Here is a 17986-nt window from a genome sequence, read left to right on the forward strand (position 1 = left end):
TCCGCGCTCACGGGTGCGGACGTTGCGGGTTCTCCGTCAGGGCCTGCGCCGCCGCGGTCGCCGTGGCCACCGGGTCGTCGTCCGAGCGGACCGTGATCCCGTCCTCGTCCGGGGCGAGCGGTTCCAAGGTGGCCAGCTGGCTGGCCAGGAGGCTCGGCGGCATGAAGTGGCCCGGTCGGGCCGCCAGGCGCCGGGCCAGCTCCTCGGGGGTCGCGACGAGGAGCGCGAAGCGGACGCGGCCGTCGGCGGTCCGCAGGATGTCGCGGTACGAGCGGCGCAGCGCGGAGCACGCGACGACCGTCGGGCCGCCGGCGTCGTCCATCGCGTCGCGCACCGCGCGCAGCCACGGGCCGCGGTCGTCGTCGGTCAGCGGGATGCCGGCCCGCATCTTGTCGATGTTGGCCGCGGGGTGCAGCTCGTCGCCCTCGACAAACGGCCTGCCCAGCTGCTCCGCGACCAGCCGCCCGACCGTCGACTTCCCGGTCCCGGACACGCCCATGACGACCAGATGCTCCACGCGCCCACCCTCCCACGCGCGCCGCCGTGCCCACCCTCGCTCGGCGGCGACGGACCTCGGGACATGGGCCTCGCGACGAGAGCGCAGCCCCGGGCAACTAAACTCACGCGGTGCCCTCCCTCGCCATGGACCTGACGCCGCTGCGCGTCAGCCCGGCATTCCGGCGGCTCTGGCTCGGGCTGAGCATCTCGAACCTCGGCGCGCAGCTGACGGTCGTGGCGGTCGGGCTGCAGGTCTACCACCTCACCGGGTCGACCGGTTCGGTGGGTCTGCTCGGCCTCTTCGCACTCGTCCCGTTGGTGGTCTTCGGGCTGTACGGCGGGGCGATCCTCGACCACTACGACCGCCGCACGGTCGCCCTGATCAGCGCGTTCGTGACCTGGTCGGTCACGCTCCTGCTCGCCGTGCAGGCCTGGGCGGGCGTCGAGGAGGTCTGGGTCCTGTTCGTGCTGGTGGCCATCCAGTCCGGTGCGTTCGCCGTCAACGCGCCCGCGCGGTCGGCCATCTCCCGCGCCTGCTCGAGCCCCGGCTGATGCCGGCCGCGAACGCGCTGCAGACGCTCGGCAACAGCATCTCGTTCACCCTCGGGCCGCTGCTCGGTGCCGTGCTGGTCGCCGCGTTCTCGTACGCGACCGCCTACGCCGTCGACGCCCTGCTGTTCACGGCGGCGCTCGTCGCGGTGTTCCGCCTGCCCGCGCAGCCGCCGCTGACCGCCAGCACGGGCCGCGTCGGCATCAGCTCGGTGATCGACGGGTTCCGCTACCTGGGCACCCAGAAGAACGTGCGCATGACGTTCGCCGTCGACCTCGTCGCCATGCTGACCTCGTCGCCTCGCGTGCTGTTCCCCGCGGTCGGGCTGGTCTACCTGGGCGGGGGCGCGACGACGACCGGCGTGATGACGGCCGCGGCCGCCGTCGGCGTCATGCTCGCGGCGCTGCTCTCCGGGCGGCTGACCCGCATCCGCTGGCAGGGGCGCATCATCAGCGTGGCGATCGTGATCTGGGGGCTGGCGATCGCCGGCTTCGGGGCGGTGCTCGTGGTGACCGGCGGGACGCACCCCGATCATGTGCTCTGGGTCGCCCTCGCGCTCGCGGTGCTGACGCTCGTGGTCGCCGGCGGCAGCGACGCGGTCAGCGCGGTGTTCCGCCAGACGATCCTGCAGACCGCGACCCCGGACGACATGCGCGGTCGGCTGCAGGGCGTGTTCATCGTGGTGGTCGCGGGCGGCCCGCGCCTCGGCGAGGCGATGCTCGGGGGCGCGGCCGAGCACATCGGCGAGGGCTGGGCGGCCGTCATCGGCGGCTGCCTGTGCGTGATCCTGCTGACGCTGCTGGTCCGCTCGCAGCGCTCGTTCTGGGACTACGACGCCCGCCACCCGGTCCCCTAGCCCCTCCCGGGCGCCGAGATCGTGACCCAGCGACGAGCTCGTGGGTCGCGACCGACGACCTCGTCGGCAACCCACGAGCTCACCGGCTCAGGTCCGTCACGCGCCCGGCCGGATCACGGCCGGGACGGGTCGACCGACTCGGCGATCTCGCAGGCGGCCACCGCGGCGCCGCCCGTCGACGACGGCGAGCCCGGCTCCACCGAGTCGTGCACGTGCTCCGTCGGGTCGCCGCGCAGTGTCCGCAGGGCGGCCAGGGTGGCCACGACCGCGCATGCGGCGGCGACCACCACGACGAGGAACCCGGCGTGCGACCCGGCGGCGTCGATGCGGGCGCCGGCGACGGAGGACCCGATCGAGACGCCCACCCCGAGCGACGTCCCCACCCAGGTCAGCCCCTCGGTCAGCCGGGACCGCGGCACCAGCTCCTGCACCAGCCCGTTGCCGTTGATGAGGGTCGGTGCGATGGCGAACCCGACGACGAACATCACGGCGGCCAGCGCCGCGAGCGAGTGCACGAAGAAGAACGCGCAGACCCCGACCGCCAGCAGCACCATCCCGTTGGCGAACCGCAGGTAGAGGGGCCGCTTCCACTGGCGGGTGCCGTAGAGCAGCCCGGAGATCAGCGAGCCGAGCGCGAACACCGCGAGGATCGCGCCGGCCAGGCCCTTGGAGCCGGACTCGTCGGCGAAGGCGACCGTCGAGACGTCGGTCGCGCCGAAGATCGAGCCCATCGCAACGAAGACGATGGCGAGCACGATCATGCCGGGCCTGGCCAGCACCGACCCGCGCGGTCGGGGGGAGCCGACCGGCGCGGACGGCGGCTCGGTCGAGCGCAGGGACAGGAACCAGTACCCGCCGGCGAGCATGGCGATCAGGGGGACCACCAGGCCGGCGGTGGGCGCGACGCCCGTGGCGAGCAGCGTCGCTACCACGGGTCCGACGACGAACACCAGCTCGTCGAGCGCCGACTCGAGCGAGTAGGCGGTATGCATCCGATGGGCGTCGTCGCCGAGCAACGAGGCCCAGCGCGCCCGCACCAGCGACCCGAACGACCCGATGGACGCACCGGTGACCACCGCGCCGACGAACAGGAAGCCGGCGGGCGCCCCGGCCAGCGCGGAGACGATCAGCCAGACCAGACCGAACGCCGCGATCGCGACGGACGGGTTCATGATCCGTGCCTGCCCGTGCCGGTCGACCAGCCGGGACAGCTGGGGCGAGCAGATCGCCTGCGACACCACGTAGACCGCGGAGACGGCGCCGGCCAGCGCGTAGGAGCCGTACAGCGACGAGACCATGAGCACGATCCCGATGCCGACCATCGACATGGGCAGCCGCGCCAGGACGCCGGACGCGGAGAAGGCGACGGCCCCGGGACGCGACAGCACGTCTCGGTACGGCTGGAGCATGTGGTCAGTGTCGCATCAGGCCTATCGCTCGGCGCGCCCGATGCCCCACCATCGAGGGCATGGTGGATGTGCAGGTCAGGGACGCGCCGGACGAGCACCGGTTCGAGGCGGTCACCGACGGCGTGGTGGTGGCGTTCTCGATGTACGACACGGTCGGCACGACAGTCGTCTTCACGCACACCGAGGTGGATCCGCGCTTCGAGGGGCACGGCATCGCGAGCGCCCTCGTCCGGGAGGCGCTCGACGCGGTGCGGGCAAGCGGCCGCGACGTCGTTGCGTACTGCCCGTACGTCAAGGGCTGGATCGCGCGGCACCCCGACTACCAGGACCTCGTGCGTCACTCGAAGAGCTGACGACCGGGCACGGCCGGGTCACCCCGATCGCCGCCCCGACGTGCCGGTGCAGGCCGAAGGGCTCGAGCTGTGGGTCAGCCGGCCAGGGCTGCCGAGACCACGCTCTTCGCCTCGGACTGGACCTCGGCCAGGTGTTCGGCCGAGACGAACGACTCGGCGTAGATCTTGTAGACGTCCTCGGTGCCGGACGGGCGTGCCGCGAACCACGCGTTCTTCGTGGTGACCTTCAGACCGCCGATCGACGCGCCGTTGCCGGGGGCCTGCGTCAGCCGGGCGGTGATCTCCTCGCCTGCCAGCGTGGTCGCCGTCACCTGCGACGGGGTCAGCGCCGCGAGCGTGGCCTTCTCCTCACGGGTCGCGACGGCATCGACGCGGGCGTACCAGGACGCGCCGAACTCGTCGACCAGCTCGCGGTGGTGCTGGGAGGGCGACTTGCCGGTCGTCGCCAGGATCTCCGAGGCAAGCAGCGCGGGGAGCATGCCGTCCTTGTCGGTGGTCCAGACGGTGCCGTCCTTGCGCAGGAACGATGCGCCCGCGGACTCCTCGCCGCCGAACCCGACGGACCCGTCGACCAGCCCGGGCACGAACCACTTGAACCCGACCGGGACCTCGAGCAGCGTTGCGCCGAGCTTGCCTGCCACCCGGTCGATCAGGCTGGACGAGACGAGCGTCTTGCCGATGGCGGTCCCGGGGCGCCAGCCCGGCCGCGCGCCGCCGTACAGGTAGGAGATGGCGACCGCGAGGTAGTGGTTCGGGTTCATCAGGCCGTCGGGCGTGACGATGCCGTGCCGGTCGGAGTCGGCGTCGTTACCGGTCGCGATGTCGAACGGGGGCGGGTCGCCGGCCATGCGCTGCACGAGCGACGCCATCGCGTACGGCGACGAGCAGTCCATGCGGATCTTGCCGTCCCAGTCGAGCGTCATGAACGCCCACCGCGGATCGACCGTCGGGTTCACGACGGTCAGGTCGAGGCCGTAGTACTCGCCGATCTCCCCCCAGTACTCGACGGAGGCACCGCCCAGCGGGTCCGCGCCGATCCGGACGCCCGAGGTCCGGATCGCCTCGACGTCGATGACGTTGGCCAGGTCCGCGACGTAGGACGACAGGAAGTCGTGCCGAAGCGTGGTGTCGGCCGCGACCGCCTGGTCGAGCGAGACGCGGCGGACGTTCCGGAAGCCGGTCGCGAGGATCTCGTTGGCGCGGTCGGCGATCCACCCGGTGGCGTCGGAGTCCGCCGGCCCGCCGTGGGGAGGGTTGTACTTGAACCCGCCGTCGCGGGGCGGGTTGTGCGACGGGGTCACGACGATGCCGTCGGCGAGCCCGGGACCGTGCGTGCGTACCCCCTCGGAGGTACCGGCGCCGTTGTGCCGCAGGATCGCGTGGGAGACGGCCGGTGTCGGCGTGTACGAGTCGCGGGCGTCGATGCGTACCTCGACGTCTGCCGCCGCGAGGACCTCCAGCGCGGAGCGCCAGGCCGGCATCGACAACGCGTGCGTGTCGCGGCCGATGAACAGCGGACCGTCGGTGCCCTGACTGCGTCGGTACTCGACGATCGCCGCCGTGATCGCGACGATGTGCGCCTCGTTGAACGCCGTGTCCAGGGCCGATCCGCGGTGGCCGCTGGTGCCGAACGCCACCCGCTGTGCGGGATCGTCCAGATCGGGTTCCCGGTCGTAGTAGGCGCCGGTGAGGGCGTCCAGGTCGACGAGGTCGGACGGCTGGGCGAGTGTTCCGGCGCGCGGGTCCATCTCCCGATCCTCCCGCACGGGCGTGACGTGCGCACCCCCCGACCTGCGATTTCGCAGGGTAGCGACGAACGACCGGTGGGCCCCCGACCCCTGTTCAGCCGGGGACGGCACCGCCGGTAGCCTTGACCGCATGGCCAAGAACTCGTCCGACTTCGTGCTGCGTCCGTTCGAGGGGCTCCCCGCCGAGCCCGACTGGGTCGCGCTCAAGGAGCTCGTCCCGGCGGCGACCGCCACCGCCCGGACCACCAAGGACCACGGCGCCGTCGATGTTCTGGTCACCACGGTGCTGCCGACGAGCTGGCCCGCGCTGCACCGCGCCGACGGCACGATCCTGCTGGCCCTGCAGACCACGAGCAGCTCGGGCGACACCAGCCGCGACCTCGCGCACGCGCTCCTCGAGGCCATCGACTCGGAGCCCGGCACGGCCGTCGAGACGATCGGACTGCCCGAGTCCGGCCCCCGCCTGCAGGACGTGCTCGACCTGTCCGTGCCGTTCGTCGTGACCATCGAGGAGTCCTTCGCCTACTGGCTGGACCCCGAGACGGAGCGGACCGCGGACCTCGTCGCCGCCATCGAGGAGGCCGATGCCGGCATCATCGACACGAAGAAGCTCGAGGCCGCCGACGCCGCCTACTGGTGCCGGATGGGCGCCCGCGAGTTCCTGCGCTGGGCGCAGCCCCTCGACGAGCAGGTGGTCCTCGACGGGCTCGCTCGCCTGCACGGCGCGCGCCAGTCGGGCTTCGAGGGCGCCAAGTTCGTCGGCTACTTCCGGTCGAGCGGGCTCGTCGTCCCCGTCTGGGAGCTGGCCAAGGGCTCGGAGGCCGAGGACGTCGAGGCGCCGCTCGCCGCGTTCAAGGACGCGTTCCTCGCCGCGATCGCCGACACGACGCCCCTGGATGCGAACGCCCGCCGTGCCCGCGCCGGCCTCGTCGCCCGCCAGGTCACGCTCCGCTGACGCCACCGGGTGAACGGGCGTCCAACCCGCGCCCGAGAACCGGCTCGCGCGGCATCGGTGGCTAGGGTGAGTGGTGTGATGCGCAAGGGCGGAAAGGCCGCCTCCTCGAGGGCTGAAGCCGCTGCACGGACCGAGACCACGGACGAGGTCGCGAGGAGCGAGGCCGCCTCCTCGAGGGCTGAAGCCGCTGCACGGACCGAGGCCACGGACGCGGTCGCGAAGGACGAGCCGGCCGAGATCCCACCCGCCGACGGATCCGTGTCGCCCGCACCGGGCCAGCCCGCGGTCAGCGACGCCCGCAAGGCGGCGACCGACGCGCGCAAGGCGGCGGCACACAAGGCGCGACAGCGCGTCGCGGTGATCATCCCGGCCAAGGACGAGTCCCGACGGATCGCCGCGACGGTCCGCTCGGCGCGCGCGATCCCGCACGTCGACCTGGTGCTGGTGGTCGACGACGGCTCCGAGGACGACACGCAGCACGTGGCCCGCGATGCGGGTGCGGTGGTCGTCCGGCACTCGCACAACCGCGGCAAGGCGGCGGCGATGGAGACGGGCGCGGCGGTCGTCGCCATGCGAGACGCCCCCGACCGTCAGCCGCGCATCCTGCTCTTCATCGACGGCGACCTGGGCGAGACCGCCGTGAACACGGCGCCGCTCGTCCCGCCGGTGTTCGAGGGTCACGCCGACCTCGCGATCGCGCTGCTGCCGCCGCAGCCAGGCGCGGGGGGACGGGGGATCGTCGTCGGGGCGGCCCGCCGGGCGATCGCGTCGATGACCGGGTGGACCCCGACGCAACCTCTGTCCGGCATGCGCTGCCTGACGCGTGCCGCGTTCGAGGCGGCGACGCCGCTGGCCCGCGGGTGGGGCGTCGAGACGGGGATGACGATCGACCTGCTCCGCGCGGGTTTCCGCGTGATCGAGGTGCCGTGCGAGCTGCGGCACCGCCCGTCGGGCAGCGACTTCAAGGGTCAGGTGCACCGGGCCGCGCAGTACCGTGACGTCCAGCTGGCCGTGAACGCGCGCCGCGTTCGCCGGGCCGCCGGGGCCGTGAAGCGGACCGTCACACCGAGTCCGCAGCCTCCACAGACGCACCACTGACCTCGTCGGGAACCGTGCCCTCGGGCGCACCCAGCCGCCACTGGGCGGCGGCCGCGACCAGGCAGGGCACGGCGAGCGCGATGCCGGTGGCCGGAACGACGATGCCGGAGTCGTTCATGAGGAACCCGAGGCCCAGGGCGGCGGCGATCGCGGCGACCGCCGGACGCAGCAGCGGGACCGCCTGACGCAGGCCGGCCATCGAGCCGCCGGTCCCCATGAGAGCGCCGCGCTTCGGCCGGCCGCCGGCGATCACCAGCCAGGTCAGGGCGACACCGCCGATCGCGAGCACGAGGTAGCGCCACGACGTCAGGACCCGCAGGTTCACCGAGATCTTGCGGCTGACCACGTCCCACAGGCCTCCGTCGAGGACGGTGGCGAAGAACCGCCCGAGGTGGGTGCGCTGGTCGGGGGGTCGGAGCCAGTCGATCACCGCGAAGCCGCCGACGACGGCCACGCCGATCGCGGCGATGAGCAGGAGCGCCTTCCAGTTCACCTTGCGACCGCTGACGACGATGGTGAGCATCGCGAACGCCAGGATGAGCGCGGGCGGCCCGCCGAAGTCGCTGCCGAGGCCGGGCGCACCGTCGACGACCACGAGCAGCAGGCCGAGGAGCGCGACGAACCAGGTGGCGACCAGACGGTGCCCGCGTCGTAGGAGCGGGTCCGCGACGGCGACCGCGAGCAGGAGCCCGCCGGCGGTGAGCAGGGCGAACGCCTGGTTGCTCATCCCGTAGAACCGCGCGGCCAGGAGGCGGTGCGCGCCCATCGGCGAGTCGATCACGAGGTTGGAGCCGGTGAACGCGTCGATCACCAGCACTACGACCGTCACGCCGGAGACGACCCCGGCCGGCCCGAGCAGGTTCTTGCGCCACGGTCCGACGAGGGCCGCGACGGTGATCACCACGATCCAGCCGGTGAGGGTCCACCAGAACGCGCTGCCGGGTCGGTCGCCACGCCACCAGGGCACGACGTTGGTCAGGAACGAGGCGACCGGGGCGGCGGCCAGGGCCAGTGCGGCGACCCACAGGATGCGCAGCGCCGGGCGCAGGGGGCGGGCGTCCGACCGGCCCTTGCGGGTCAGGATGATCGCCGCGGCGAGGAACAGGACGGCCTGCACCAGCACGAGCCGGCTGGAGTAGGTGGCGCTCAGGGGGCCGATGAGCGACGAGTGCTTCTGGGTGTCGACGAGGAAGGCGAGCCGACCGACCGCCGTGGCCGGTCCGGGGGTGGGCAGGATGTCCGCGCCGGTCAGGGACGCGGCCGCGTCGTCGAGCCCGATGCTGTCCAGCAGCGTCGGGGTGACGTCGACCGACTGCACGAGCCCCTTCTGCCGCGTGGAACCGGAGGTCAGCAGGGCCTGGGAGTACTGGTCGCCGTTCGGTGCGAGACCCGTGGCGGCGGCGAGCTGGAGGGTCGCGCGACCGGAGTCCGCCAGGGAGACCACCAGCACCGTCGCGCCGGACGCGCGCGCGCCGGCGAGGGCGGCGGCGATCCGGTCGTCGACGGCCTGCACCTGCGACTCGCGGGTGGGCTCGGTGATCGCGTCGGGTCCGGTGACCACGGGGTCCGGCTCGGTCACCACGCCGGGCAGCTCGGGCAGCGGTGCCTCGGTGGCGACGGGTTCCGGCCGGCTCGTCGTCGCGAATCCCGGGTCGCGGATCGAGCCGGCGTCCAGGACGACGAGCGCCGACGTCGACAGCGAGTCGCGCAGCGCGCGGGTGATCCCGGCCGCGGAGCCTGGAACGCTCGCGTGCGTCCCGACGACGTGGCCGGTGCTGTCGGCGAGGGCGATCGCGGCGCCCGGGCCGAAGCCCGACACCGGGGTGCCCGCGTCGGAGAGGGCGTCGCCGAGCATGCCCGGCTTCGCACCGTAGGACTCGGCCGCGGCCGCCTCGAGGTAGTCCGACCAGGCGGGCACGGTGCCGTCGGACCCGGGGGACCGCAGGGTGCGGCAGGTCCGGTCGGCGGCCGGTGCGTCCGCAGCGCGGGTGCCGGTCGAGACGACGAGCCAGCCGTCGACGGGGCAGGACCGGGCCGCCACGCTCCGCGCGGCCACCAGGCCGATCGCGCCCTCACGGGACAGGCTCCAGAGGGCGGGCGTGGTCAGGGCGCCGACGTCGTCCCAGCGCAGGCCGGTGACGCCCACCAGCAGGACGGGCGGCGCGGCCTCAGCGGTCGCGGTCGGAGCCGCCTGCGCGGGGCCCGCCAGGGTCAGTCCGGCGACGCCGGCGACCAGCGCGAGCACGAGGATGCGCAGGAGCCGACGCCGGGGCGCGCGCGGGAGGACAGGGGTCGGCACCGTTCCAGCCTACGGGCGCACTACCCTCGACCCGGGCGTACCCGAGTCCCAGGCCCGGGATCACCACCACATCGACGCAGGAGGAGCACGCCATGACGGACGCGCTGCTGACCGTGCTCCCGAGGTATGCCTACCTCGGGCCGGCGGGCACGTTCACCGAGGCTGCGCTGCGTCAGGTGGTCGCCGCCGAAGCCTGCGTCGACCTCCCGGTCTCCGACGTCGCCTCCGCGATCGACGCGGTGCGCTCGGGCGCCGCGGACTTCGCCGTCGTCGCGATCGAGAGCACCGTCGAGGGCGGGGTGACGGCCACGCTCGACAGCCTCGTCGCCGGCAAGCCGCTGGTGATCCTGCGCGAGGTGCTCGTGCCCGTGCAGTTCACGCTCGCCGCCGCGCCCGGGGTCACGCTGGCCGACGTCCGCCGCGTGTCCGCGCACCCGCACGCCTGGGTGCAGTGCCGGCACTGGCTGGCCAGCCACCTGCCCGGCAGCGTGCACGTCCCGGCGACGTCCAACACCGCTCCCGCGGCCCTGATCGCGTCCGGTGAGTCCCCGCTGAGCTTCGACGCGGCCCTGGTACCACCGGCCGCCGTGGACCTGTACAACCTGGTCCCGCTGGCGCAGGGCATCGCCGACAACCCGTCCGCGCAGACGCGGTTCGTCGTCATCGGCAAGCCCGGGACCGTCCCGCCGCGCACGGGCGCCGACAAGACGACCCTCGTGGTGCACCTGCCCGACAACGAGGCCGGCGCCCTGCTCGCGATGCTGGAGCAGTTCGCGGCGCGCGGAGTGAACCTGTCGCGGATCGAGTCGCGGCCGATCGGCGACGCCCTCGGCCGGTACTCGTTCTCCATGGACGCCGACGGGCACATCACCGACGAGCGCATGGGCGAGGCGGTGATGGGGCTGCGTCGCCGGTGCCCGTTCGTGCTGTACCTCGGCTCGTACCCGCGGGCCGACGGCGTCGCGCCGACCGTCCACCTGGGCACGACCGACGACGACTTCCTCGGCGCGCGGAACTGGTTGACGTCGATCCGCGACGGCGACGCGACCTAGAAGGACGCCACCCGCACGACGAGCGCCCCGGGGTCGACGCGCGCGCTGAGCTCGGCGACGCGGCCCACCAGGTCGCCGTCCACCTGCACGTGCTCGCCGCCCTGGACGGCCAGGCGCACCTCCTGGGCGCGTGTGTGGTCGATGCGGCCGATCTTCGCCGGCAGGTCGTTCCGCACACCCACGCCCTGCATCATCACCTCGCCCCACAGCTGCGCCCAGCCGGCGATCCCGGCGCGCGTGTCGATCGCCGCGATGTCGAGCCAGCCGTCGTCGAGGACCGCGTCGGGCAGCAGGGTGATGCCGCCGGGGAGCTTGCCGCAGTTGCCGATCAGCAGGCTGCGCAGCCGGGCGGACCGCATCGGCTGGTCGTCGAGCGCCAGGTGCATGCGGGTGCGACGACCGTGCAGGTGCTTGAACCCGGCGACGAAATACGCGATCCAGCCGACGCGGCGCTTGAGCTGCTCGTCGGTGTCGGCCACCATCGCGGCGTCGAAGCCGAGCCCGGCGATGACGAGGAACAGGAAGTCGCGCAGAGCCTCGGTCTCGGGGTCGGCGGTGCCACCGTCCGCCTCCGACTCCCAGGTGATGACCTTGAGCCAGCCGACGTCGATCGTCCGGTCGCGGCCGTCGAGGGCGATGAGGATGGCGGCGATCGGGTCGCTGAGCGGCAGGTCGAGGTTGCGTGCGAGCAGGTTTCCGGTGCCGAGCGGTACGAGGCCCATCGGCACGCCGGTCCCGACCAGACCTTCCGCGACCGCGCGCACCGTCCCGTCGCCGCCGATCGCGACCACCACGTCGGCGCCCTCGGCCACGGCCTTGCGCGCCTGCCCGATGCCGGGGTCCGCGACGGTCGTCTCGAACCAGAGCGGCTCAGGGCGGTTGTGCTCGCGCGTGTAGCGCTCGATCGCCGCCCGCAGCCGGTCCACGTCCGGCTTGGACGGGTTGGCGACGAAGGCCACCTGCTGGCCGGACGCCTCGACGTCCCGGGCCAGCTGCAGCGCGCGCCGTGCGGCGCGGTTGCGGGGCGACTCGATGCGTCGGCGCAGCTCCTTCTTGCGCAGCCACAGGGCGACGACCAGGAGCACCGCCGAGAGCACGGCGACTCCGATGCTCACCGCGACCCAGGCCTCCCACGTCATGGGCAGAATCTACGGCCCCGCCACCGGAATGCATCAGCGCATACCCAGCGCGCTCCCAGATCGACCCGCGCCGTGGAATGCGGTCGGAGGCTTCGAGTGCGGTCGGTAGGGTCGTGGGGTGATCGATCTGCGGCTCCTACGGGAGGATCCTGACGTCGTCCGGGCGAGCCAGGCGGCGCGTGGCGACGACCCCCACCTGGTCGACCAGGTGCTCGACGCCGACGCGCGCCGACGCTCCGCGCTCACCGAGTTCGAGACCCTGCGCGCCGAGCAGAAGAACCTGGGCAAGCAGGTCGCGCAGGCGAGCGGGGACGACAAGCAGGCGCTGCTGGCCCGCGGCAAGCAGCTGGCCGAGCAGGTCAAGGCCCTGCAGTCCGACGCCGATGCCGCCGACCAGCTGGCCACCGAGCTCAGCCGTCGTATCTCCAACGTCGTCGAGGAGGGCGTCCCCGCGGGTGGTGAGAACGACTACGTCGTGCTCAAGCACGTCGGCGAGGGACGCGACTTCACCGCCGAGTACGGCACCGACTTCGTGGTCCAGGACCACCTGTCGCTGGGCGAGGGCCTGCAGGCCATCGACACCGTGCGCGGCGCCAAGGTGTCCGGGGCCCGGTTCTACTACCTGACCGGGATCGGCGCGCGGCTCGAGCTCGCGCTGCTGAACGCGGCGGTCGACAAGGCCCTGGCCGCCGGGTTCACGCCGGTGATCACCCCGACGCTGGTCAAGCCCGAGATCATGGCCGGCACCGGGTTCCTCGGCGCCCACGCGGACGAGATCTACCGCCTCGAGGCCGACGACCTGTACCTCGTCGGGACCAGCGAGGTCGCCCTGGCGGGCTACCACTCGGGCGAGATCCTGGACCTGTCGCAGGGGCCCAAGCGGTACGCGGGCTGGTCCGCCTGCTACCGGCGCGAGGCCGGCTCCTACGGCAAGGACACCCGCGGGATCATCCGTGTCCACCAGTTCCACAAGGTCGAGGCCTTCAGCTACACGACGATCGAGGACGCCGCCGACGAGCACCGCCGCATCCTCGCGTGGGAGGAGGAGATGCTCGCGCTGGCCGAGCTTCCCTACCGCGTGATCGACACGGCGGCCGGCGACCTGGGCTCGAGCGCCGCCCGCAAGTTCGACTGCGAGGCGTGGCTGCCCAGCCAGCAACGGTTCCTCGAGCTCACCTCGACCTCCAACTGCACGACCTTCCAGGCCCGGCGCCTCGGCGTCCGCGAGCGCACGGCCGACGGGTCCGTGCGGCCCGTCGCGACGCTCAACGGCACGCTGGCCACGACGCGCTGGTTGGTCGCCCTGCTCGAGAACCACCAGCTCGCGGACGGGTCGGTGCGCGTCCCGGTGGGTCTGCGGCCGTACCTCGGAGGCCTCGAGGTGCTGGAGCCCGTCCGATGACGCGGGTCGACCTGCTGGCCCTGGACGTCGACGGCACGCTGATGACCTACGACGGGGTCATCTCGGCCGGGGTGGTCGAGCAGGTCGGTCGGCTGCGCGACGCGGGCGTGCACATCGTGCTGGCCACCGGCCGCGGCGTGCACTCCGCGGTGCCCGTGGCCAACGAGCTCGGCCTGGACGACGGTTGGGTCGTGTGCTCCAACGGGGCGGTCACGGCGCGGATCGACCCGGCAGCCGAGCACGGCTACGAGGTGACGCGGACGGTGACCTTCGACCCCGGTCCCGCCCTGCGCGCGATCGTCATGGAGCTCCCCGACGCGCTCTACGCCGTCGAGGACCTCGGCGTCGGCTTCCGCGTCTCCGGCGACTTCCCCGAGGGTGAGCTGTCCGGCGAGCTGGAGCGCGTGAGCTTCGACGTCCTCGCCGACACCCCCGCGACCCGCGTGATCATCCGGGCCCCCAACAGCAGTCCCGACGACTTCCACGCCGTCGTCGCCCGGGTCGGTCTGCACGAGGTCGAGTACGCCGTCGGCTGGAGCGCGTGGCTCGACCTGACGCCCGGCGGCGTCTCCAAGGCGAGCGCCCTGGAGGAGATCCGCCGGGACCTCGGCGTCGAGCCGCACGCCACCGTTGCCATCGGCGACGGCAGCAACGACGTGCAGATGCTCCGCTGGGCCGCCCGCGGGGTCGCCATGGGGCACGCCCCGGAGGCCACCCGCCTGGCCGCCGACGAGGTCACCGGCGGCATCGAGGACGACGGCGCGCTCGCCGTCCTGCGCGGCCTGAGGGCCTGACCCGCTCGGCCCGGCCGCATCGGTCTGCCCGGTTGACCTAGCCTGGGCCGGTGCCCGCCCCGCTGCTGTTCGCCCTGTCCGGGCTGACGCAGTACCTCGGGGCCGCGGTCGCCGTGCGCGTGTTCGGCACGCTGACGCCGGCGAGCGTCGCATGGCTGCGCGTCACCATCGCGGCGGTCGTCCTGCTGCTGTGGCGGCGGCCGTGGCGGACGCGCGGGTTGTGGACCTGGCCGGCGCTCCGCACGGCGATCGTGTTCGGCATCGTGCTGGCGCTGATGAACGTGACCTTCTACATCGCGATCGACCACCTGCCGCTCGGCACCGCCGTGGCCATCGAGTTCCTGGGTCCCGTGGCCGTCGCGGCGTTCACCGGGCACGGCTGGCGCGACCGCGCCGGCATCGGGATCGCGGCCCTCGGCGTGGTGCTGCTCGCCGGCGTCTCCTTGACGACGGGCTCCGAGGCCGCCGTGGGGCTGGTCGCCATCTTCCTGGCGGCGGCGTGCTGGGCGGCCTACATCCTGCTCGGTCGCCGGGTCGCCCACGGGCGCGCAGGGGGAGTGACGGGTCTGGCGGTCGCGATGTCCGCCGGTGCGGTCGTGTTCGCGCCGTTCCTGTCCTCCGGCGCGGCGCCCGTGCTGCACGACGGCCGCCTGGCGGTGCTCGTCGTCGTGATCGCGGTGTGCTCGTCGGTGGTGCCGTACGCGATCGAGCAGGTGGTGCTGCGGCGCGTACGGGCGGCGACGTTCGCGGTCCTGCTGGCGATGCTGCCGGCCATGGCGGCCCTCGTCGGCGCGGTCGCCCTGCAGCAGGTCCCCCACGGGCTGGATCTCGTGGGTCTCCTGCTCGTCACGGGCGCCATCGTGCTGACCGGCCTGGATAGCGAGACCGACGACGTCCCACCCCCCGCCTGACGTCGTTCGACCGGAAGTTCTACAGGTACTGGCCCGTCGAGCGCTGGGGGTCGTCGTCGGTCGTGATGGCCATGCCCGGGTGCGGCGGACCGGGCGGGAGCGCGCGGCGTGGACCACCCATCTGGACCTGGTTGCCCATCTGCTGCACGACGAGCGCGGTCTGGATGCCGTGGAACAGTCCCTCGAGCCAGCCGACCAGCTGGGCCTGGGCGATCCGCAGCTCGGCGTCGGAGGGCGCCTGGTCCTCGACGAATGGCAGCGTGATGCGGTGCAGCTCCGCGACCAGCTCCGGCGACAGGCCCTCCTCGAGCTCGTGCAGCGACCGTTCGTGGATCTCGGCCAGCCGCAGGCGCGCGGCGTCGTCGAGCGGGGCGCTGCGGACCTCGTCGAGAAGCTGCTTGATCATCGTGCCGATCCGCATGACCTTGGCCGGCTGCTCGACGAGCGACGAGATGTCCTCGGCCTCCGCCTCGGTCTCAGGCGCGTCGGACGACTGCACGACCACGACGCGGGGGACCTGGGGCTCGCTCTCGCTCATCTGGGCATTGTGTCCGACGGCGCCCGATCCGCCCACTGGTCACGTCGGAACCATTCCTCCATTCTCGTTAGGGTGACGTCCATGGCCTGGCTGACTACCCCTGCCCATGCCCGGTGGCTCGAAGGTGAGACCGACCGGCTCCTCGACTTCGGACGACGCAGCGTCGTCCCCGGCGGCTTCGCCCGGCAGGACGAGACGGGTGAGCCCGTCGACGGGCCGCTGGAGCTGTGGATCGCGTGCCGGATGACGCACGTGTACGCCATCGGGCACCTGCTCGGGCGGGCGGGTTCGTCGGCGATCGTCGACCACGGGCTCGACGCGCTGCGCGGCGCCTTCCACGACGACGAGCACGGCGGCTGGTTCGCCGAGGTCGCACGGGACGGCACGCCGGTCGACCCCGCCAAGGCCGCCTACCCGCACGCCTTCGTCATCCTGGCGACGTCGTCGGCGACCGCCGCCGGCCGCCCCGGCGCCCGGGAGCTGCTCGACGAGGCGCTGGCCGTCTCGTCGCGGTACTTCTGGGACCACGAGGCAGGCATGTCGGTCGAGCAGTGGGACCGCGCGTTCTCCGTTCTCGACGACTACCGGGGCGTCAACGCCAACATGCACACCGTCGAGGCGTACCTGGCCGCGGCCGACGTCACGGGCGACCGCACCTGGCTCGACCGCGCGGTGCGCATCATCTCTACCGTGGTGCACGGGTTCGCGGCCGGTAACCGGTGGCGCATCCCGGAGCACTTCGATGCCAGGTGGAACCCCGACCTCGCCTACAACATCGACGAGCCCGCGCACCCGTTCCGCCCCTACGGCGCCACGATCGGCCACTGGTTGGAGTGGTCCCGGCTCACGCTGCACGCCCGCGCGGCCCTCACGGCGCGGGGTGACGTCGCCCGGGCCTGGATGCTCACCGATGCGACGGCACTCTTCGACACCGCCGTCGCGGAGGGCTGGGACGTCGACGGTGCGCCCGGATTCGTCTACACGGTCGACTGGTCAGGCAAGCCGGTCGTGCGCGAGCGCATGCACTGGGTCGCCGCCGAGGCGGTCGGGGCCGCAGCCGCGCTGCACGCGGCGACGGGCGAGCAGCGGTTCGACGACGCGTACACCACGTGGTGGGAGTACATCGGCGAGCACCACCTCGACCGCGTCGGCGGCTCGTGGTGGCACGAGCTGGGCACGACGAACGAGGTGTCGCGGACGGTCTGGGCCGGAAAGGCCGACCTCTACCACGCGGTCCAGGCGACGCTCATCCCACGCCTGCCGCTGACCCCGATGATCGTCCCGGCGCTCGCGGCAGGTCTCCTGGACTGAAGTCACCGCGGGTCGGCACGCGGTCAGGGGATCAGGAGGACCTTGCCGAAGGCCTCGCCGGACTCGAGCAGGCGGTGGGCCTCCGGCGCCTGGTCGAAGGGGAGACGGGCGTGCACGACGGGGTGCACGGTGCCGTCCTCGACGAACGGCCAGACGTGCCGCCGGACGCCGTCGAGGATCGCGACCTTCTCCTCGAGGGGTCGCGACCGCAGCATCGTGCCCAGGACGGCCGCGCGCTTGGCCATCAGCACGGAGAGGTCGAGCTCGCCGCGCCGACCCTGCTGCAGGCCGATGACGACCAGGCGACCGTCGACGGCGAGCATCCCGAGGTTCTCGGCGAGGCCGCCCGCGCCCAGCACGTCGAGGATGACGTCGACGCCGAGCCCGTCGGTGGCGGAGAGAACACGGTCGGGAAGCCCAGGCAGCCGATGGTCGAACGAGGACGCGGCCCCCAACGCCCCGAGCCGCGCGGTGCGCTCTGGCCCCCCGGCCGTCGCCAGGACCCGCGTGCCCAGGGCGTGGGCGATCTGGACGGCCAGCGACCCGATGCCGCCGGAACCTCCGCGCACCAGGAGCGTCTCGCCGGGCGAGAGCCGAGCCGCCCGGAGGTTGGACCAGACGGTCGCGACGCCCTCGGGGAGCGCCGCCGCGTCGATCGTCGCGAGCTCGTCGGGAATCGGCAGCGCCAGCCCCGCGGGCACGGCGACGCGCTCGGCGTACCCGCCCCCGGGCAGCAGGGCGGCGACCCGGTCGCCCACGCGCCAGCCGTCCCCAGCCACGCCGGCGCCCACCTCGACCACCCGCCCGGAGACCTCGAGGCCCGGCCAGGAGGGTGCGCCCGGGGGCGGGGGGTACTGTCCGAGACGCTGGAGGAGGTCCGCACGGTTGACACCGGCCGCTGCGACCTCGACCGTCAGGTCGTTCGGTCCGGGTTCGGGCTCGGGCACGTCGCGGACGGCCAGGACCTCCGGGCCCCCGGCTTCCGTGATCACGACCGCGCGCACGACGGCACACTAACTCGCTGCAACCTCCCCGCACTTCGACGTAGCCGCCGGTAGGTTCCGATCGACATC

At 73.2% G+C, this 17986-nt stretch carries 15 protein-coding genes and 1 pseudogene; 9 read left to right on the forward strand and 7 right to left on the reverse strand.

Features of this window, described 5'->3' with window-relative positions:
- Positions 1-7 precede the first annotated feature (7 nt).
- Positions 8-517: a gluconokinase gene (locus ACPPVS_RS00825; RefSeq protein ID WP_426594031.1), complete on the reverse strand. Its 510-nt coding sequence runs from the start codon at positions 515-517 to the stop codon at positions 8-10.
- 110 nt (positions 518-627) lie between these two features.
- Here ACPPVS_RS00825 and ACPPVS_RS00830 point away from each other — a divergent pair.
- Positions 628-1904, forward strand: a pseudogene (locus ACPPVS_RS00830) (MFS transporter).
- A gap of 113 nt (positions 1905-2017) precedes the next feature.
- Here ACPPVS_RS00830 and ACPPVS_RS00835 read toward each other — a convergent pair.
- Positions 2018-3313 (reverse strand): MFS transporter, encoded by a 1296-nt coding sequence (locus ACPPVS_RS00835; protein ID WP_426594032.1) that lies wholly within the window; start codon positions 3311-3313, stop codon positions 2018-2020.
- Positions 3314-3372: 59 nt separating this feature from the next.
- Between ACPPVS_RS00835 and ACPPVS_RS00840 the strand changes: the two genes are divergently transcribed.
- Complete coding sequence (locus ACPPVS_RS00840; RefSeq protein WP_426594033.1) at positions 3373-3666, forward strand: GNAT family N-acetyltransferase; 294 nt, start codon at positions 3373-3375, stop codon at positions 3664-3666.
- 74 nt (positions 3667-3740) lie between these two features.
- Here the strand turns inward: ACPPVS_RS00840 and pgm are convergent, their stop codons facing one another.
- Complete coding sequence (pgm, locus tag ACPPVS_RS00845; protein ID WP_426594034.1) at positions 3741-5414, reverse strand: phosphoglucomutase (alpha-D-glucose-1,6-bisphosphate-dependent); 1674 nt, start codon at positions 5412-5414, stop codon at positions 3741-3743.
- Positions 5415-5544: 130 nt separating this feature from the next.
- On the opposite strand from pgm, the gene ACPPVS_RS00850 reads away from it, so the two are divergent.
- Both ACPPVS_RS00850 and ACPPVS_RS00855 read left to right on the forward strand, forming a co-directional pair.
- Entirely contained in the window at positions 5545-6369 is an 825-nt protein-coding gene (locus ACPPVS_RS00850) for a DUF5926 family protein (RefSeq protein WP_426594035.1), read from the forward strand.
- A 357-nt stretch (positions 6370-6726) separates the two neighbouring features.
- A complete protein-coding gene (locus ACPPVS_RS00855; RefSeq protein ID WP_426595846.1) occupies positions 6727-7467 on the forward strand; it encodes a glycosyltransferase family 2 protein in 741 nt (246 codons plus the stop codon).
- Here the strand turns inward: ACPPVS_RS00855 and ACPPVS_RS00860 are convergent.
- Positions 7430-9766, reverse strand: coding sequence for a hypothetical protein (locus ACPPVS_RS00860; RefSeq protein WP_426594036.1), 2337 nt, complete (start codon positions 9764-9766; stop codon positions 7430-7432). The genes ACPPVS_RS00855 and ACPPVS_RS00860 overlap by 38 nt on opposite strands.
- Positions 9767-9858: 92 nt before the next feature.
- On the opposite strand from ACPPVS_RS00860, the gene pheA reads away from it, so the two are divergent.
- A complete protein-coding gene (gene pheA / locus ACPPVS_RS00865) occupies positions 9859-10818 on the forward strand; it encodes a prephenate dehydratase (RefSeq protein ID WP_426594037.1) in 960 nt (319 codons plus the stop codon).
- On the opposite strand, the gene ACPPVS_RS00870 is transcribed toward pheA, so the two are convergent.
- Positions 10815-11957, reverse strand: a complete 1143-nt coding sequence (locus ACPPVS_RS00870) for a diacylglycerol/lipid kinase family protein (RefSeq protein ID WP_426594038.1) — start codon at positions 11955-11957, stop codon at positions 10815-10817. The genes pheA and ACPPVS_RS00870 overlap by 4 nt on opposite strands.
- Positions 11958-12075: 118 nt before the next feature.
- On the opposite strand from ACPPVS_RS00870, the gene serS reads away from it, so the two are divergent.
- The 3 genes from serS to ACPPVS_RS00885 are packed head-to-tail and all read left to right on the forward strand — an operon-like array spanning position 12076 to position 15064.
- Positions 12076-13359 (forward strand): serine--tRNA ligase, encoded by a 1284-nt coding sequence (serS, locus tag ACPPVS_RS00875; RefSeq protein ID WP_426594039.1) that lies wholly within the window; start codon positions 12076-12078, stop codon positions 13357-13359.
- The gene (locus ACPPVS_RS00880; RefSeq protein ID WP_426594040.1) at positions 13356-14153 is read left to right on the forward strand and encodes an HAD family hydrolase; all 798 of its coding nucleotides are present in this window, start codon (positions 13356-13358) and stop codon (positions 14151-14153) included. Before serS ends, ACPPVS_RS00880 begins: the two co-directional genes overlap by 4 nt.
- A gap of 50 nt (positions 14154-14203) precedes the next feature.
- On the forward strand, positions 14204-15064 hold the full coding sequence (locus ACPPVS_RS00885) for an EamA family transporter (RefSeq protein WP_426594041.1): 861 nt from the start codon (positions 14204-14206) through the stop codon (positions 15062-15064).
- Between the two features lie 19 nt (positions 15065-15083).
- Here the strand turns inward: ACPPVS_RS00885 and ACPPVS_RS00890 are convergent, their stop codons facing one another.
- Positions 15084-15602 carry a bacterial proteasome activator family protein gene (locus ACPPVS_RS00890; protein WP_426594042.1) on the reverse strand — a complete coding sequence of 173 codons (519 nt, stop codon included), beginning with the start codon at positions 15600-15602 and terminating at the stop codon, positions 15084-15086.
- Between the two features lie 81 nt (positions 15603-15683).
- Here ACPPVS_RS00890 and ACPPVS_RS00895 point away from each other — a divergent pair, with 81 nt between their 5' ends.
- Positions 15684-16913 carry an AGE family epimerase/isomerase gene (locus ACPPVS_RS00895; RefSeq protein WP_426594043.1) on the forward strand — a complete coding sequence of 410 codons (1230 nt, stop codon included), beginning with the start codon at positions 15684-15686 and terminating at the stop codon, positions 16911-16913.
- Between the two features lie 23 nt (positions 16914-16936).
- On the opposite strand, the gene ACPPVS_RS00900 is transcribed toward ACPPVS_RS00895, so the two are convergent.
- Positions 16937-17917, reverse strand: coding sequence for an NAD(P)H-quinone oxidoreductase (locus ACPPVS_RS00900; protein ID WP_426594044.1), 981 nt, complete (start codon positions 17915-17917; stop codon positions 16937-16939).
- Positions 17918-17986: the final 69 nt, after the last annotated feature.

Source organism: Cellulomonas sp. McL0617, assembly GCF_049994875.1.
GTDB lineage: Bacteria > Actinomycetota > Actinomycetes > Actinomycetales > Cellulomonadaceae > Cellulomonas.

What these genes read in the sequence shown, in the direction of transcription:
- ACPPVS_RS00835 (WP_426594032.1), bottom strand. Translation starts at nt 3,313, where the DNA reads ATGCTCCAGCCGTACCGAGACGTGCTGTCGCGTCCCGGGGCCGTCGCC.
- ACPPVS_RS00840 (WP_426594033.1), top strand. Translation starts at nt 3,373, where the DNA reads ATGGTGGATGTGCAGGTCAGGGACGCGCCGGACGAGCACCGGTTCGAG.
- pgm (WP_426594034.1), bottom strand. Translation starts at nt 5,414, where the DNA reads ATGGACCCGCGCGCCGGAACACTCGCCCAGCCGTCCGACCTCGTCGAC.
- ACPPVS_RS00850 (WP_426594035.1), top strand. Translation starts at nt 5,545, where the DNA reads ATGGCCAAGAACTCGTCCGACTTCGTGCTGCGTCCGTTCGAGGGGCTC.
- pheA (WP_426594037.1), top strand. Translation starts at nt 9,859, where the DNA reads ATGACGGACGCGCTGCTGACCGTGCTCCCGAGGTATGCCTACCTCGGG.
- ACPPVS_RS00870 (WP_426594038.1), bottom strand. Translation starts at nt 11,957, where the DNA reads ATGACGTGGGAGGCCTGGGTCGCGGTGAGCATCGGAGTCGCCGTGCTC.
- ACPPVS_RS00880 (WP_426594040.1), top strand. Translation starts at nt 13,356, where the DNA reads ATGACGCGGGTCGACCTGCTGGCCCTGGACGTCGACGGCACGCTGATG.
- ACPPVS_RS00890 (WP_426594042.1), bottom strand. Translation starts at nt 15,602, where the DNA reads ATGAGCGAGAGCGAGCCCCAGGTCCCCCGCGTCGTGGTCGTGCAGTCG.
- ACPPVS_RS00895 (WP_426594043.1), top strand. Translation starts at nt 15,684, where the DNA reads ATGGCCTGGCTGACTACCCCTGCCCATGCCCGGTGGCTCGAAGGTGAG.